The sequence below is a fragment of the Citrobacter sp. XY323 genome (assembly GCF_025106035.1).
Lineage (GTDB): Bacteria > Pseudomonadota > Gammaproteobacteria > Enterobacterales > Enterobacteriaceae > Citrobacter > Citrobacter braakii.
Genome location: NZ_JANYUK010000004.1, coordinates 228,563 through 245,211, shown reverse-complemented (window position 1 = coordinate 245,211; position 16,649 = coordinate 228,563). Strand labels below are relative to the sequence as shown.

Sequence of the window (16,649 nt, the reverse complement as noted above, 5' to 3'; positions counted from 1 at the left end):
GGCCGGGCTTCGTACCGGATAGATACTTACTTAAAAATCGACAGTTGTTGTCGCTGAGGATTAACAAAAAATGGGGCAATTTTTTGCTTACGCGACGGTTTTCGCCGTAATGGGGGATAACCATGTCGCATAACGCTACTCCAAACACCTCTCGCGTGGAATTACGTAAAACGCTTACGCTGGTTCCGGTTGTCATGATGGGCCTTGCCTATATGCAGCCGATGACGCTGTTCGATACATTCGGTATCGTATCAGGAATGACCGATGGTCACGTCCCGACAGCTTACGCCTTTGCACTGATCGCCATCCTCTTTACCGCACTGAGCTACGGTAAACTGGTGCGTCGCTATCCGTCTGCAGGCTCTGCCTACACTTATGCCCAGAAATCCATTAGCCCGACCGTTGGCTTTATGGTGGGTTGGTCATCACTGCTGGACTACCTGTTCGCACCGATGATCAACATTCTGTTGGCGAAAATTTATTTTGAAGCTCTGGTGCCGTCGATACCGTCATGGATATTCGTGGTGGCGCTGGTGGCCTTTATGACCGCCTTTAACCTGCGCAGCCTGAAATCTGTTGCGAATTTCAACACCGTCATCGTGTTGTTGCAGGTGGTGCTGATTGCAGTGATCCTCGGCATGGTCGTTTATGGCGTGTTCGAAGGGGAAGGTGCCGGTACGCTGGCGAGCAGCCGTCCGTTCTGGTCAGGTGATGCGCATGTGATCCCGATGATCACGGGAGCGACTATCCTGTGCTTCTCGTTCACCGGTTTTGACGGTATCAGCAACCTGTCTGAAGAAACCAAAGACGCTGAACGAGTGATCCCGCGGGCGATTTTCCTGACCGCGCTGATTGGTGGCCTGATCTTTATCGTCTCCACCTATCTGTTGCAGCTGTACTTCCCGGATATCTCACGCTTCAAGGATCCGGACGCTTCTCAGCCGGAAATCATGCTGTATGTCGCTGGTAAGTTCTTCCAGGTTGGCGCGCTGATTTTCTCTACCATTACCGTACTGGCGTCAGGTATGGCGGCGCATGCAGGCGTAGCGCGTCTGATGTATGTGATGGGACGTGACGGTGTGTTCCCGAAAAGTTTCTTCGGTTATGTCCACCCGAAATGGCGTACTCCGTCCATGAACATCATTCTGGTTGGTGCGATTGCTCTGCTGGCAATTAACTTCGACCTGGTGATGGCGACGGCGCTGATTAACTTCGGTGCGCTGGTGGCGTTTACCTTCGTTAACCTGTCGGTTATCTCCCAGTTCTGGATCCGTGAGAAGCGTAACAAGACGCTGAAAGACCACTTCCAGTATCTGTTCCTGCCAATGTGCGGTGCGCTGACCGTTGGTGCGCTGTGGGTGAACCTGGAAGAGAGCTCAATGGTTCTGGGTCTGATCTGGGCCGCTATTGGTCTGATTTACCTGGCTTGCGTGACCAAAAGCTTCCGTAACCCGGTGCCACAGTACGACGAAGATATCGCGTAATAGCTGTATTTAGATAAAAAAAACCGGAGACATGTTCTCCGGTTTTTTTATACGTGGGAGTTATACAATCTCTTGCGCATACTGCCAGAGTGACTTCAGCAGCATCAGTTTCTCTTTGTTATCTGCATATTGCTGGCTCAGCATCTGCAATTCATTGGCGTAATTTTGCAAAAACTCCGGCGTGAATATTTGACGACGATGGTCCAGCCAGCGCTGCTGTTCGGCTTCATCCAGCGTTCCGGGGAAGTTACGTGCGCGGTAGTTAAACAGCAGCTTTTCAATGCGCTTATCGACAAAGGAGATATCCAGCGCCGGTAAATTGCGCGGCTCAGTTTCCAGAACGATTTTCATCGCGGCACGGTCGGCATCGCTGAAAAAACCATTGTATAACTGTGCGTCTACGTTATCTGATGGCGTAAAGGGTTCCGCATCGGCGAAGATGGCCACCACTTTGTCGCGAACCTGCGGGTTTTCGCGCAGTATTTTGAGATTATCCAGACAATGCTGGCGGTTAATGCCAAGGCGATCGGCATCTTCCGGGCGCAAGGTATTCGCCTGTGCCAGTACCGGGCATTTGTTGATGTGCACCAGTTTGACCGGCACGGCTGGGTTATCTCCCAGATCAGCTTTAGCAGTGTAGAGCCGCTCACGCAGCGCGTCGCTGTCCAGTTCAAGCAGCGGTGAAATATCACCGGCTAAGTCGACCATAATCACCGCGTTGCGATTCTCAGGATGCCAGGCCAATGGCGCCACCCAACTGGTGTTGCCGCGCCATGCGCCGAACATCCCTGAAACATGGACCAGCGGCTTCATTTGCGGGACATCAATCAGTGCGGCCAGCTTGTGCTTATTGCGATGGCTGTAGAGATAATCAAACAGGCGCGGCTGGCGCGACTTCACTAATTGCGCCATCGCAATTGTGGCGTATACATCGGCCATCGCATCGTGGGCATTGGCATGTTCAATACCGTTGGCTTTGGTCAAATGCTCCAGGCGAAAGCTGGGTAAGCCGTCGTCGTTTTCCGGCCAGTTAATTCCTTCAGGACGCAGGGCATAGCAGGCGCGCATCACATCCAGCAGATCCCAGCGTGAATTATCGTTCTGCCAGCTCCAGGCGTAGGGATCGTAGAAATTGCGATACAGGATGTTGCGCGTCACTTCATCATCGAAGCGCACGTTGTTATAGCCCAGGATACAGGTTTTCGGCACGGTGAACAGGGCGTGGATGCGAGCAGCAAAGGCGGCTTCATTTTCTCCTTTTTCACGCGCTTCCTGCGGTGTGATACCGGTTATCAGCACCGCCTCAGGCTGCGGCAGATAGTCGTCTGCGGGTTTGCAATAAAAGACTTCAGGTTCACCGATAATGTTGAAATCGCTATCTGTGCGGATAGCCGCAAATTGCGCGGGTCTGTCCAGCGCCGGATGGGTACCAAAGGTCTCGTAATCGTGAAAGAGAAAACCAGGTTGCTGCTTGCCGTCATTCATTGTTCAGTTATGTCCGGGATCAATTTAGCGCTCGTCCAAGAATACCAAAAAATAGCGAGGTAATCAGCAAAGCGATTATCAATGCTGAATGATGTACGCAATAAAATTGAGATGAACAGGCTTAAATAGAATTGATTAATAAATTTTGCACTGTTAAGGGAAATTACTGGAATAAATTGTCTGAAATCTATGAGCTGATAAATAATATAAATGAGAACCATTATTGTTATTTGGTGCTGATTTGTTGTGTTCTGGAAATTTTAAAATTCTTTTATAAACAATGGGTTTTTATTTTGGCGGTTAGCTGCTCTATATTCTAATGAAATGTGAGTGAGGTTAAAAATTAATAATTTAAACACCATATAATAATTGGATATATCTAATAACAGGAGGTTATATGAGCATTAGTCGGCGTAATTTTTTGCGAGGAGTGGGTATCGGTTGCTCAGCCTGTGCGATAGGCAGTTTTCCGCCAGGCGCACTGGCGCGAAATTCTCCAGAGAGCATTAAGGGGAAAACATCTCTGACGCCAAGCTTGTGCGAAATGTGTTCTTATCGTTGTCCAATACAGGCACAGGTAATTAATAACAAGACGGTTTTTATTCAGGGGAACCCTAATGCGCCTCAACAAGGCACGCGTGTCTGCGCGCGCGGAGGCAGTGGTGTTAGCCTGGTCAACGACCCGCACCGTATTGTCAAACCCATGAAACGCACAGGGCCTCGCGGCAGCGGAGAATGGCAGGTTATTAGTTGGGAACAGGCTTACAAAGAAATTGCCGAAAAAATGACGGCAATAAAAGCGCAGCATGGTCCTCAGGGGGTCGTATTCTCTTCCAAATCCGGTTCGCTTTCGGGTCATTTATTTCAGCTGGCAACGGCGTTTGGATCGCCAAACACCTTTACGCATGCGTCGACATGCCCTGCCGGAAAATCGATTGCCGCCAAAGTGATGATGGGCGGCGATTTGGCTATGGATATCGCCAATACCCGTTATATGGTCTCTTTTGGCCACAATCTCTATGAAGGTATTGAGGTTGCCGAAACGCATGAACTGATGACCGCGCAGGAAAAGGGCGCAAAAATGGTCAGCTTCGATCCCCGTTTGTCAGTTTTCTCCAGCAAGGCGGATGAATGGCATGCGCTCAAGCCGGGCGGCGACTTGCCGGTGTTAATGGCCATGTGTCACGTCATGATTAATGAACATCTGTATGACGCGGACTTCGTTGCGCGCTACACCACAGGGTTTGACCAACTGGCCGAAGCGGTACAAGAGACCACGCCGGAATGGGCGCAAAATCAAGCTGATGTGCCTGCTGATGTTATTGTTCGGGTCACCCGCGAAATGGCCGCCTGTGCGCCTCATGCTATCGTCAGCCCTGGCCATCGCGCGACGTTTTCGCAAGAAGAAATTGATATGCGGCGTATGATTTTCACCCTCAATGCGCTGCTGGGAAATATTGAGCGTGAAGGGGGCTTGTACCAGAAAAAAGCCGCGGCGACCTACAATAAGCTGGCCGGAGAGAAGGTCGCTCCGGTGCTGGCAAAACCTGATGCCAAATTGCCCAAGCCAACGGCGCAGCGCATCGATTTGGTTGCCCCACAATTCAAGTACATCGCGGCGGGCGGCGGCGTGGTGCAAAGTATCATCGATGCCGTGTTAAACCAGACACCCTATCCGGTGAAGGGATGGATCATGTCCCGCCACAATCCTTTCCAAACCGTGACCTGTCGGCCTGATCTGGTCAAAACCGTCGAACAACTCGATCTGGTGGTCAGTTGCGATGTCTATTTAAGCGAAAGCGCGGCATATGCCGATTATCTGTTACCCGAATGCACCTACCTTGAACGCGATGAAGAAGTCTCTGACATGTCGGGCCTGAATCCGGCCTATGCCCTGCGCCAGCAGGTTGTAGAGCCGATTGGGGATGCGCGTCCGAGCTGGCAAATCTGGAAAGAACTGGCCGTGCAGTTAGGCCTTGGGCAGTTCTACCCCTGGCAGGATATGCAGACACGGCAGCTGTACCAGCTTAATGGCGATCATGCGCTTTCCGCTGAACTGCGTCAGAAAGGATATCGGGAGTGGGGTGTTCCGCTGCTGCTGCGGGAACCTGAAGCAGTGCGTCAGTTTGTGGCGCGTTATCCGGGCGCAGTGGCGGTTGATGGCGACGGTACCTATGGCGAGCAACTGCGCTTTAAATCCCCGTCTGGAAAAATTGAACTCTACTCTGAAGAGCTGGAAGCTCTTTTGCCTGGCTACGGTATTCCGCGCGCCCGCAATTTTGCCCTCAAAGGCGACAATGAACTCTATTTTATTCAGGGAAAAGTGGCGGTGCATACCAACGGCGCGACGCAATATGTACCACTGCTGAGTGAGCTGATGTGGGATAACGCGGTGTGGATCCACCCGCAAACGGCCCGTGAAAAAGGCATCAAAAACGGCGATGAGATTTGGCTGGAAAATGCGACCGGTAAGGAAAAAGGCAAAGCGCTGGTTACTGCCGGAATACGACCCGATACGCTGTTCGTTTATATGGGATTTGGCGCCAAGGCGGGAGCTAAAACCGCGGCGACGACGCACGGTATTCACTGCGGTAATTTGCTTCCGCATGTTACCAGTCCGGTTTCCGGTACGGTGGTGCACACCGCTGGCGTCACGCTTCGTCGGGCATGAGAAAGGAGAACATCATGAATCAATCAACAAACCCTTATGTCATGCTGCATGACGAGAAACGCTGTATTGGCTGTCAGGCGTGTACGGTTGCCTGCAAGGTACTGAATGACGTGCCGGAGGGATTTAGTCGCCTACAAGTGCAGATCCGTTCACCCGAACATGAACCCGAAGTGCTGTCCCACTTCCAGTTTGTTCGCGTTTCCTGTCAGCATTGTGAAGATGCGCCGTGCGTCAGCGTCTGTCCTACTGGCGCTTCATTTCGTGACGAAAATGGCATTGTGCAAGTGGATAAGTCTCGCTGTATTGGTTGTGACTACTGTGTTGCCGCTTGCCCGTTCCATGTCCGCTACCTCAACCCACAAACGGGGATTGCCGACAAATGTAACTTCTGCGCTGATACTCGCCTGGAGGTCGGACAATCGCCAGCCTGCGTTTCCGTTTGTCCGACGGATGCGCTGAAATTTGGTCGTCGCGATGACCCTGAAATTCAGCACTGGATTAATCAAAAAGAGGTTTATCGCCAGCAGGATACGCGTAGCGGCCCGGTAAGTGTCTATCGGCGTAAAGAGATCCATCAGGAGGGTAATGTATGAATTCTATCTGGGGAGCAGAGCTTAACTATGCGCCGGACTACTGGCCGCTGTGGCTCATTTATGCAGGCGTTATTATTGTGCTGATGATTGCGGGCCTGGTAACGCACGCGCTGTTACGTCGGATGCTGGCGCCCAAAACGGCAACCGGGGAAGAGCATCGGGACTACCTCTATTCGCTGGCGGTCCGCCGCTGGCACTGGGGTAATGCGCTGCTCTTTATCCTGCTTCTGCTGAGCGGCCTGTTTGGCCACTTTTCTGTCGGACCGGTGGCCTTAATGGTGCAGGTACATACCTGGTGTGGCTTCGCATTGCTGGCCTTCTGGATTGGCTTTGTGTTAATAAACGCAACCAGCGGCAACGGCTGCCATTATCGCGTGAAATTTAGCGGGTTGATATCACGCTGCTTGCTGCAAACACGCTTTTATCTGTATGGCATTATGAAAGGTGAGCCGCACCCGTTTGCCGCAACGGCAGAGGATAAATTTAACCCGCTGCAACAGCTGGCCTACCTGGCCATCATGTACGCACTGGTTCCACTACTGATCATCACCGGGTTGCTATGTCTCTACCCGCAGGTGGTAGGGGCGGGGCCGGTGATGCTGGTGCTGCATATGGCGTTAGCGATTGTGGGCTTACTGTTCATCTGCGCGCATATTTACCTGTGCACGCTGGGTGACACGCCAGGGCAAATTTTTCGCAGTATGATCGATGGTTATCACCGCCATCGCAGTCATCACGCAGAGACCGCGCCGCGTAAAGGGTAGTTCCGGCGAGATTTGTCTCTGAAACCCTTTCCTGATAGCAAGAAAATGTGCCTTATGTCACATTTTCTTGCAATTTATCCATGTTTCTTCGACAGAACTTCCGTAAAAAGAACGGCTATTTCTCCCTTTCCTGAGGACATGCTGTTGAAACGCCGTTTGTTTATTGCCGCTTCACTATTAACGATGAGTTTTTCGCCCGCCTGGGCGAGCGATGCCGTGAGCTTCGCCCCACAACCTCCTGCGATTACTGCCGGGGCATGGGTGTTAATGGATTACACCACGGGCCAAATCCTGACAGCCGGTAATGAACACCAGCAGCGCAATCCTGCCAGCCTGACGAAACTGATGACTGGCTATGTTGTCGATCGCGCAATTGACAGCAAGCGTATTAGTCCGACAGATATTGTGACCGTCGGGCGCGATGCATGGGCAAAAGATAATCCGGTATTTGTCGGTTCATCCTTGATGTTCCTGAAAGAAGGGGATCGCGTTTCGGTACGTGACCTCAGCCGTGGGTTAATTGTTGATTCCGGTAATGATGCCTGCGTGGCACTGGCGGATTACATCGCCGGAGGGCAGCCGCAGTTTGTCGCGATGATGAACAACTATGCGCAAAAACTGAACCTGCAGGACACCCATTTTGAAACGGTACATGGTCTGGATGCGCCGGGTCAGCATAGCTCGGCGTACGACCTGGCCGTGCTGTCCCGCGCTATCATCCACGGGGAACCGGATTTCTACCATATGTACAGTGAGAAAAGCCTTACCTGGAACGGCATCACACAGCAAAACCGTAACGGTTTGTTGTGGGATAAAACCATGAACGTAGATGGCCTGAAGACAGGGCATACGTCCGGTGCCGGGTTTAACCTGATTGCTTCCGCCGTCGATGGTCAGCGCCGCCTGATTGCGGTGGTGATGGGCGCGGAGAGTGCGAAAGGGCGCGAAGATCAGGCGCGTAAACTGCTGCAATGGGGGCAACACAACTTCGATACAGTGCAGGTTTTGCGTAGTGGTAAGCAGGTTGGCACTGAACGCATCTGGTATGGCGATAAAGAAAAAATCAGCCTCGGAACCGAGCAGGATTTCTGGATGGCCCTGCCTAAAGCAGAAGTCCCTAACATCAAAGCAAAATATGTCCTTGATAAGAAAGAGCTGGTTGCTCCCATCGCTGCGCATCAACGTGTGGGGGAAATTGAACTCTACGATCGGGATAAACTGGTGGCACATTGGCCTCTGGTTACGCTGGAATCCGTCGGCGAAGGCGGCGTTTTCTCGCGCCTGAGCGACTATTTCCACCACAAGGCGTAGTTTTTCCTGATGCGTCTGACTGGCAAGAGTGCGAATCTGCTCACATAATAATCACTATTTCCTTGTGGCCGACATAGCCTGAAATTACACTGTATATAAATACAGTGTAACAGTGGAGGTTGTATGGAGTACGAGATAAAGCTGGTCGAAAAACGCATGATTGCCGGTTTCCATATGGTTGGACCGTGGGAACAAACGGTGAAGCAGGGGTTTGAGCAATTAATGAAGTGGGTCGACGGTAAACAGATTGTGCCGTTGGAATGGATTGCTGTTTATTACGACAACCCTGATGTTGTTCCTGCGGAAAAACTGCGCTGTGATACCGTGGTTTCTGTGCCTGAAGGTTTTGAAATCCCGGAAAACAGCGAAGGGGTGATCCTCACCGAACTGGCGGGTGGCGACTATGCTGTCGCCGTTGCGCGCGTTGAGAATCACGATTTTGCGACGCCTTGGTATCAGTTCCTCGATCGCCTGTTGCAGGATACAACTTATACCATAGCCGCTAAACCCTGCTTTGAAGTTTATATGAACAATGGCATGGAGGACGGTTACTGGGACATTGAAATGTACGTGCCAGTGCAGACGAAGTAACTGTTTGGGGTGTAAATCAGGATGATCTTTTCACGCTAAAAACAGGTACAATTCGCTTCTTTGCTATTCCCTGACGGAGTGCATGAGTGCGTGCAGACAAATCGCTGAGTCCTTTTGAAATTCGTTTGTATCGTCATTATCGTGTGGTGCATGGTATTCGCATTGCGCTGGCGTTTCTCCTTACTTTTCTGTTGGTGCGCCTGTTAAACATTCCCGAAGGTACATGGCCTCTGATCACGCTGGTGGTGATCATGGGGCCAATATCTTTTTGGGGTAACGTTGTTCCCAGGGCCTTTGAACGTATAGGTGGCACGATCCTGGGCTCGGTCCTGGGACTGGTTGCCCTGCGTCTGGAACTCTTCTCGCTGCCGTTAATGCTGATATGGTGCGCGGTAGCGATGTTTCTCTGCGGCTGGCTGGCGCTGGGGAAAAGGCCGTATCAGGCGCTACTGATTGGCATAACGCTTGCCGTGGTCGTGGGTGCGCCTGCCGGAGATATGAATACCGCGTTATGGCGCGGTGGTGATGTTATTCTGGGGTCGTTACTGGCGATGCTGTTTACCGGCATCTGGCCGCAGCGAGCATTTATACACTGGCGTATCCAACTGGCGCATTGCGTCACGGGGTACAATCGGGTGTATCAGGCCGCGCTATCCCCCAATCTGCTCGAGCAACCGCGGCTGGAGAAGCATTTACAACAACTGTTGAGCGACGTTGTCAAAATGCGTGGGCTCATCGCTCCTGCCAGCAAGGAAACCCGCATTCAAAAGTCGATCTTTGAGGCTATTCAGACGGTGAATCGCAATCTGGTCTGCATGCTCGAGCTGCAAATTAATGCGCTGTGGGCCAGCCGTACCAGCCACTTTGTCATGTTGAATGCGCATACGCTGCGTGAAACTCAGCTCAGGACCCAGCAGGCACTACTGACAATAACCCACGCCTTGTATGAAGGTAATCCGCAGCCGGTGCTTGCCAATACGGAAAAGCTCAATGACACCGTGGCAGAGCTGCGTCAGCTTATTGCTGAGCATAAAGGCGATAATGTCGCAGAAACGCCCATTCACGGCTACGTTTGGTTGAACATGGAGATGGCTCGACAGCTGGAGTTACTGTCACATTTAATCTGTCGCGCACTGCGCAAATAAAGAGCAGATGAGGGGATTGGTTCTACTGCTGCTTCGATTCAGCAAAGATTAGAGGTATGATACTGAAAAAGGCTAAAACCATTGGTAACTGCAATGGCTTTACCCTCGATAACTCAGGTTTCAACCATGCATTGTCGATGCAGATGCAACTTGAAGTATGGCGGGCATGAAAGTAATGTTGACCCACTTTAGCCGTTGTTTTAACGAATCCGAATCTCACATTATCAGGGGTGTAAAAATGGAAACTACCAAGCCTTCTTTTCAGGACGTGCTGGAATTTGTTCGTCTGTTCCGTCGTAAAAACAAACTGCAACGTGAAATCCAGGACGTTGAGAAAAAGATCCGTGACAACCAGAAACGCGTTCTGCTGTTGGACAACCTGAGCGACTACATCAAGCCTGGTATGAGCGTGGAAGCGATTCAGGGCATCATTGCCAGCATGAAAAGCGATTATGAAGATCGTGTTGATGACTACATCATCAAAAACGCCGAGATCTCTAAAGAACGCCGCGATATCTCTAAAAAGCTGAAAGCCATGGGCGAAGTGAAAAACGGCGAAGCGAAAGCCGAGTAACGATTTTATGCTTGTCCGGGTCGCTGCCGTGCGGCGACCCTTATTGCAGTTCGACCCCGCCCGTCACCATGCGTAACAAATGCTGTTCTGGCCAGTGAATCGTAAGTTTTTTCTGCGTCAGCATCCATTTAATGTAATCCACATCATGACGATTTCTGTCCAGCATCAGTCCGACTACGCTGCCGCTGTGCGCGACGTTGACGCCGTATAAATCACATTCTTCCACCAGTGCTAATAGTGAATCAAAATCCGGCTTTGGTAACAGCAATTGGCTGGCGATAGCGCTAAGCGTAGCCGCTTCTCCCAACCGGTAAGGATTTTGACTAATACAGGCTTCCTGTACTTTTTCCCATGCCCGTTGGAGGGCCGCAGCTCCCGCCTGCAAGCCGGACTGACGTGGAATACGGTGATAATCCGCGGTACGCAATGTTTCAGGGCTTTCGAGAACCAGCAGATCGAGTTGAGGCTGAGCTTCACAACCAATTTGCGTGGAGGCGTTGTTATGATCGAAAAGAGTAAGCTTACGAAAAACGGTGCTGTCGGTCGGCTCCAGCGAAACACAAAGCTGTGCCAGTGTTGGCTCGTCCAGTTGATGCCCCAGATAATGCGCCGCGGCGATGGCCGTGGCGGCAATATCCGCAGTGCTGCTGGCCATTCCTTTCGCGATGGGAATGGTTGACTGAACATCTATCCGGATATCCTGACTGAGATGCGCCGGGTACTGCCAGTGCTGTAATAACCTGTCAACCATTGCCCGAGAAAGCGGACGTTCATCTGTCAGCGGTGAGCCTGAAGTGACCTCAACGGTGCTATACCATTCGACTGGGCAGGAGACCAGTTTCTCACTGCCCAGAATCCAGCCCTGGATAAGTTCTCCGCACGATGCGGGACATTGCGCAACAGCCACGTCTTCACCTTTGTGTTCAGCAATCCTCGGCGCATAGTGTCATGGCGATCGCGCTATTACCATGATTTGCCGCAATTTGCGGTGCGGCAATATCAGGCGGGAATGCCCAATGTCACAGTTTCTGATATCGCTAAACGCATAACGTCCTGGGCTATCATCAGCTCTTCATTGGTATTAATCACCGCCACTTTAACCACCGCATTTTCCGTCTGAATAAAGGTGGCGTTACGCTGATTTTTTTCTTCATCAACGGCCAGACCTAAGAAATTCAGGTTGTGGCAAATCGCGGCGCGAGCACGCGCTGAATTTTCACCAATTCCCCCGGTAAACACCAGCGCATCCAGACCGCCCATCTGCATAATATAGCTGCCAATAGTGGCGCGAATCCGCTCGGCAAAAAGCGTCAATGCCAGTGCTGCCTGGTGATTGCCCGTATCTGCGGCATGTTCAACATCCCGGTAGTCGGGTGAAACACCAGAAACTCCGAGTAATCCGGACTCATTGTTGAGCAATTGGTTGAGCTGCTGCGGGGTTTTGCCTTCACGCAGGGCAATCCACGGCAGAATGGATGGATCAATATCGCCACTTCGCGTGCCCATCATTACGCCAGACTGCGGCGTAAAGCCCATGGAGGTATTCACCGAGTGTCCGCCTTTGATAGCGCAGATGCTGCTACCGTTGCCCAGATGACAACAAACAACCCGCAGGGCACTGAGCGGCACGCCCAGCTTTTCAGCAAGCTGAGCGCTGACATACTTGTGGCTGGTACCATGAAAACCATAACGACGAATACCGAGCTCTGAGTAGTAGCGCCAGGGCAGGGGATAGATGAAAGAAGGCTCATCAAGGGTCTGATGAAAAGCCGTGTCAAAAACCGCAACGGCTGGCGTTTTCGGCAGTAGCTGGCGAAATATCGCAATCCCCAACGCATTAACCGGGTTATGAAGCGGTGCCAGTTCCGCAAGGCGTTCGATTTCCGCCAGTGTTTCATCGGTTACCAGTGCGGAATCTTTGAAGGATTCTCCACCGTGTGCGACGCGATGGCCTACGCCGTCGATCTCTTCCAGACTGCTGATAATATTGTGACTGAGCAGTTTTTCCAGTAGCAGCGTTACTGCTTCACGGTGATCGGCTACGGGCAAAGTCTCCTGCCATTTTTGCGCTGGTGTTTTTAGGGTGACCTGCGCATCAGACATACCGATACGTTCGATCAGTCCCTGGCAAATCATTTCACCCTGCGGCATCGCCAGGAGCTGAAACTTAAGCGAGGAACTACCTGCATTAATGGCCATTATTTTGTGAGACATGAAGGTTCCTTTGCATTCAGAAAAATGAACATCTCATCGACCCCGGTATTCTCCAGCGCGCTGGTGACAAATACTTTTTGCGCGCCAGCCTGAACTAACCAACTCTCCACGAGAGAAATACGCTGCGGGCTGGCTAAATCGGCTTTGGTGACGAGGCCGATAACGGGTCGGTTCATCGGGCCAGTAAAACCTGGAGAAAAAGGTGACCACGGCGCGTCAGCATTGAGAACCAGCGCGATGATGTCTGCTTCACAGGCGCTGGCCAGCAGCGCGCTGTACAGGCAGCGGTTTTCGAGATATTCACCCGGTGTGTCTATCGTTGTGGGAGACCAGACAATGGCCTGGGTCTTCTGATAGTGAAGCGCCTCTCCCCGCATGCACTGCGTGAGTGACGTTTTACCGCACTGGCTGGGGCCAATTAGCATTATGCGTTTCATGAGATTATGTCCGGGTGATGGGACAGGCGGTAAAACGCATCATTTCGCCCAGCGTCCGGGTTACCTGTTTCAGCGCGTACTCTACGGCGGAAACATCGCCCGTCAGTACCACAGCGCCGGTAAAACGGTCGAGAAAACCAATCTCTACCGCCCCGGATTTCGTGGCGATATCACAGGCGATGATTGAGGCTTCGCTGGGGGTAATCGTCAGAATACCGATTGCGGAGACCGACTCTGGTAATCCCAGTTTCTTGAACAAATCCTTACCCGGATTAGCGATAAGATGCGCCAGCGTAACCTGCTTGCCAGGAACATATTCCTGAATCATACGATCCGTGGTGGGTTGTCTTTCCATTATCCCTCCACCATCTGTCGCCACATGCTTTCATGCGGACGAGGGATGACCGAACGGTAAACCAACAGACCTTTTTCACCCGCACTTTCACTGGCAACTGTCACTGCGTTATTCACATCAGACACATCGCCAGCGACAACCATGTAGCACTTGCCACCGATACCAAATGCCATATGGACGCGTACCAGCGTGACATTGGAGGCTTTAACCGCACGGTCGGCGGCGCAGATGCAGGCCGCAACGCTCCATGTTTCAACAATGCCAACGGCCTGACGCTTATCCACGCTGTTAAGTCCACTGATCGCAGGGAGTACGCTGGCGTGAATGTTGGGTAGTACCAGACTATCAACGAGCATATCGCCAGCAAGAGAAGTTCCGGTGGCGATCGCCTGTTGTACTGCGCCTACGTCACCACCGAGCATGAGCAGAAATTTACCCGGGCAGATGGTCTTGCTGACCAGTAAATTCACATTCGCGCTTTTTAACATGGCATCGCCAGCTTCCATTCCTTTGGCAATGCTGGTGAGTTCTAAAATCCCTATAGCCTGAGACATGATTAACCTCTTATTACCGTGATGGATTGCTCAGTAATTTCGCTGACAATACCGTCAATACTGGCGTGGACAGGTGCGCCTAATGCACCGGACGGCACATCGGCAACGCATTGACCGCGAACAACGTGTTCGCCCTGCTGTACACATGGGATGGCGCTGGCACCAATATGCTGGCGTAGCAACAGCGTCGTTTTATCCGTGGGATAATCAGTCTCAGCCAGTGGCGCATCGTGATACCAGTCGCTAAGGCCCAGTTTGGTAATAAGGCGCTTCACCGGAATAAGCCGATACTTCGCCATTTCATCCTCAGGATTTAACGGCCCTTCATAACGATGGTTGAGCGCCCGTAGCTCGCGTTTAAGCATGCGGTTAATTCGCATCGGTGAAATCCCAACCGGACAGGCTACGCTTTCACATACATTGCATTCTGAACAGGTCAGGGCCGTGAGCAGTAACTGCGGTGTGGCCGCCTGCTGATAATTTACCGCGCGAACCAGCAGGTGCGGCGATAATTCATGGCCGATCAAATGTCTTGGGCACAAATCCGTACACAACCGACACTGCTCGCAAACGGTTTTTGCGACGGAAAGCACGGTGCGTTCATCCTGCATCCGCCGCTGAATCAACGCATGAGACTTTGGTAAAACCAGCAGTCCCCCGGTGGTCTTGCTGACTGGGGTATCCAGTGAGGTAATCAGGCCGCCCATCATCGGACCACCGTTAATAAAACCGGGATCGTCAACGGTAGCACCACCGGCCAGCGCCAGAACCTCACGTAAAGACATTCCGATAGGGACGGTAAGAGTGATTGGTCTGGCGACCGCGCCGTTAACGGTCAGGGTACGACGCGTAACCGGGTATTGCTGCTCAACGGCTCTGGCGATGTTGAGTACAGTCTGGACGTTATTGACCACCACGCCGACGCTGACCGGCAGCGCGGCAGGCGGAACTCTCCGGCCCGTTGCCATCCAGATGGTCAAAACCTCGTCACCAGCCGGGTAGACATCAGGCAAAATATGTAAGCGGATCCCGGCAGGCAGAAGGGGCGTTAACGCATTGATAGCCTTTTGATATTTCTCTTTGAGCGCAATAATACCGGCCCTGGCCCCGGTAGCCGTCATGGCATATTGAACGCCACGGATAAGTCGCTCAGCCTGAACGGCCATCAATTGCTGGTCAACTTTCAGCATCGGCTCACATTCTGCCGCATTGACCAGAAACGTATCGACCTGCGCCTGTAATTTTACGTGAGCAGGAAAGCCTGCGCCTCCGGCCCCGACAACACCCGCTGCGCGAACGCGTTCGCGAATTGTCTGTGCATCATAAAGCGTGGACTCTGCCGTCATGGCTGTCTTCATAATAATTCCTCAAGCAGTTCCTGCATGGCGCTGGCGTCGGCAACACGAGGATTGGTTTGCAGCGTGACATCAGCCAGCGCGGCCTGAACCATCGACGGTATACGTTGTGACCAGACTTGCTTTCCGTCTTTAAGCGCGTCAGCAAAAGAAGGTAACGCACACTGTTTTTTGAGTAGCTCTATATGACGAATTAGCGCATTCAGTGCCGCCGTATCGTTCGCGTTATCCGGGCATAGGTGGCAGGCTTTAGCGAAACGGGCATAGCGCTTCGCAGCCCGCGGATCGCGGGCATTAAAATGAATGACATGGGTCAGCAGCAGCGCATTGGCAAGTCCGTGGGGCAGATGAAACTGGCCGCCCAACTGATGGGCAATCGCATGATTGATACCCAGACCAGCCTGACTGAATGCCATTCCCGCGAGCGTTGACGCGTTGTGCATTTTTCCTCTGGTTGCCAGGCAGTCGCCTTTGCTGACGGCGACAGGCAGGTACTGGAAGACAATTTGTGCCGCTTTTTCAGCCAGCGCATCAGTGAAGTCGCTGGCTTTCGTGGATACGTAAGCCTCCAGCGCATGCGTTAATACGTCCATGCCGGTATTCGCGGTTATGGCTGGCGGAACGCTGACGACCAGCGTCGGATCAAGGATGGCCATGTCCGGATAAAGCGCATTATTAAATAATGGATACTTAATGCCTTTACCCGGATCGCTAATCACGCAGGCGCTGGTCACCTCCGAGCCCGTGCCGCTGGTGGTGGGAATTGCAACGCAGGTTTCAATCTCAATACCGAACTGTCGGCTGAACCAGACGATGGCTTTTGCGGCGTCCAGTGCAGATCCACCGCCAAAACCAATGACGACGTCCGGTCGTAGGGACTGCATTTGCGCAATCCCTTGTACTACCGTGCTAATGGTGGGATCGGGGGTGATATCGCTGAAAATGCTGATGCGGTTATCCGCTGGCAGCGCGTCGCGCAGCTTTTCAATCAGGGGAGAACGCGCGAGAAAACCATCGCAGATAATCCAGATATGCTTATTCGTGAAGCGCTTAAGCACATCCAGGCTTCCCTGGCCGCTGTACAATCGAGTTTGCAGTGAAAAGCTTTTCATAACG

The 16,649-nt window shown here is 52.2% G+C and carries 17 protein-coding genes; 9 read left to right on the top strand and 8 right to left on the bottom strand.

The genetic code is table 11. From position 1 onward, the window contains the following. Positions 1 to 70: 70 nt before the first annotated feature. Both yoeI and plaP read left to right on the top strand, forming a co-directional pair. Complete coding sequence (gene yoeI / locus N0B36_RS24435; RefSeq protein ID WP_099045591.1) at positions 71 to 133, top strand: membrane protein YoeI; 63 nt, start codon at positions 71 to 73, stop codon at positions 131 to 133. Next, positions 123 to 1,484: a putrescine/proton symporter PlaP gene (plaP, locus tag N0B36_RS07685; protein WP_016153551.1), complete on the top strand. Its 1,362-nt coding sequence runs from the start codon at positions 123 to 125 to the stop codon at positions 1,482 to 1,484. The genes yoeI and plaP overlap by 11 nt, the downstream gene beginning before the upstream one ends. A 60-nt stretch (positions 1,485 to 1,544) precedes the next feature. Here plaP and sbcB read toward each other — a convergent pair whose 3' ends face one another. Beyond that, the gene (sbcB, locus tag N0B36_RS07680; protein WP_016153550.1) at positions 1,545 to 2,969 is read right to left on the bottom strand and encodes an exodeoxyribonuclease I; all 1,425 of its coding nucleotides are present in this window, start codon (positions 2,967 to 2,969) and stop codon (positions 1,545 to 1,547) included. Between the two features lie 397 nt (positions 2,970 to 3,366). Here sbcB and phsA point away from each other — a divergent pair, with 397 nt between their 5' ends. The 7 genes from phsA (at position 3,367) to N0B36_RS07645 (ending at position 10,618) form a co-directional block, all read left to right on the top strand. Then, the gene (phsA, locus tag N0B36_RS07675) at positions 3,367 to 5,640 is read left to right on the top strand and encodes a thiosulfate reductase PhsA (protein WP_047498996.1); all 2,274 of its coding nucleotides are present in this window, start codon (positions 3,367 to 3,369) and stop codon (positions 5,638 to 5,640) included. A gap of 14 nt (positions 5,641 to 5,654) precedes the next feature. Beyond that, positions 5,655 to 6,233 carry a thiosulfate reductase electron transport protein PhsB gene (gene phsB, locus N0B36_RS07670; RefSeq protein WP_016153548.1) on the top strand — a complete coding sequence of 193 codons (579 nt, stop codon included), beginning with the start codon at positions 5,655 to 5,657 and terminating at the stop codon, positions 6,231 to 6,233. After that, on the top strand, positions 6,230 to 6,997 hold the full coding sequence (gene phsC, locus N0B36_RS07665; RefSeq protein WP_032319018.1) for a thiosulfate reductase cytochrome B subunit: 768 nt from the start codon (positions 6,230 to 6,232) through the stop codon (positions 6,995 to 6,997). The genes phsB and phsC overlap by 4 nt, the downstream gene beginning before the upstream one ends. Positions 6,998 to 7,135: 138 nt before the next feature. Further along, positions 7,136 to 8,308: a serine-type D-Ala-D-Ala carboxypeptidase DacD gene (dacD, locus tag N0B36_RS07660; RefSeq protein ID WP_032931656.1), complete on the top strand. Its 1,173-nt coding sequence runs from the start codon at positions 7,136 to 7,138 to the stop codon at positions 8,306 to 8,308. A gap of 123 nt (positions 8,309 to 8,431) precedes the next feature. Then, on the top strand, positions 8,432 to 8,899 hold the full coding sequence (gene sbmC, locus N0B36_RS07655; RefSeq protein WP_259686949.1) for a DNA gyrase inhibitor SbmC: 468 nt from the start codon (positions 8,432 to 8,434) through the stop codon (positions 8,897 to 8,899). Positions 8,900 to 8,985: 86 nt separating this feature from the next. Beyond that, positions 8,986 to 10,044, top strand: a complete 1,059-nt coding sequence (locus tag N0B36_RS07650; RefSeq protein WP_016156885.1) for an FUSC family protein — start codon at positions 8,986 to 8,988, stop codon at positions 10,042 to 10,044. A 238-nt stretch (positions 10,045 to 10,282) separates the two neighbouring features. Continuing rightward, positions 10,283 to 10,618 (top strand): DUF496 family protein, encoded by a 336-nt coding sequence (locus N0B36_RS07645; protein WP_003834176.1) that lies wholly within the window; start codon positions 10,283 to 10,285, stop codon positions 10,616 to 10,618. A gap of 40 nt (positions 10,619 to 10,658) precedes the next feature. Here the strand turns inward: N0B36_RS07645 and N0B36_RS07640 are convergent, their stop codons facing one another. The 7 genes from N0B36_RS07640 to N0B36_RS07610 form a co-directional block, all read right to left on the bottom strand. Beyond that, a complete protein-coding gene (locus N0B36_RS07640; protein WP_181221588.1) occupies positions 10,659 to 11,525 on the bottom strand; it encodes an L-threonine kinase in 867 nt (288 codons plus the stop codon). A 92-nt stretch (positions 11,526 to 11,617) separates the two neighbouring features. Next, on the bottom strand, positions 11,618 to 12,832 hold the full coding sequence (locus N0B36_RS07635) for an acetate/propionate family kinase (RefSeq protein ID WP_103766457.1): 1,215 nt from the start codon (positions 12,830 to 12,832) through the stop codon (positions 11,618 to 11,620). Continuing rightward, positions 12,817 to 13,269 (bottom strand): propanediol utilization protein PduV, encoded by a 453-nt coding sequence (gene pduV, locus N0B36_RS07630; RefSeq protein WP_049270742.1) that lies wholly within the window; start codon positions 13,267 to 13,269, stop codon positions 12,817 to 12,819. Before pduV ends, N0B36_RS07635 begins: the two co-directional genes overlap by 16 nt. Positions 13,270 to 13,273: 4 nt before the next feature. Beyond that, entirely contained in the window at positions 13,274 to 13,624 is a 351-nt protein-coding gene (pduU, locus tag N0B36_RS07625) for a propanediol utilization microcompartment protein PduU (protein WP_016156881.1), read from the bottom strand. After that, entirely contained in the window at positions 13,624 to 14,178 is a 555-nt protein-coding gene (gene pduT, locus N0B36_RS07620) for a propanediol utilization microcompartment protein PduT (RefSeq protein ID WP_003030201.1), read from the bottom strand. Before pduT ends, pduU begins: the two co-directional genes overlap by 1 nt. A 2-nt stretch (positions 14,179 to 14,180) precedes the next feature. Next, complete coding sequence (pduS, locus tag N0B36_RS07615; RefSeq protein ID WP_259686897.1) at positions 14,181 to 15,536, bottom strand: cobalamin reductase PduS; 1,356 nt, start codon at positions 15,534 to 15,536, stop codon at positions 14,181 to 14,183. Further along, positions 15,533 to 16,645: a 1-propanol dehydrogenase PduQ gene (locus N0B36_RS07610; protein WP_047499010.1), complete on the bottom strand. Its 1,113-nt coding sequence runs from the start codon at positions 16,643 to 16,645 to the stop codon at positions 15,533 to 15,535. Before N0B36_RS07610 ends, pduS begins: the two co-directional genes overlap by 4 nt. Positions 16,646 to 16,649 lie beyond the last annotated feature (4 nt).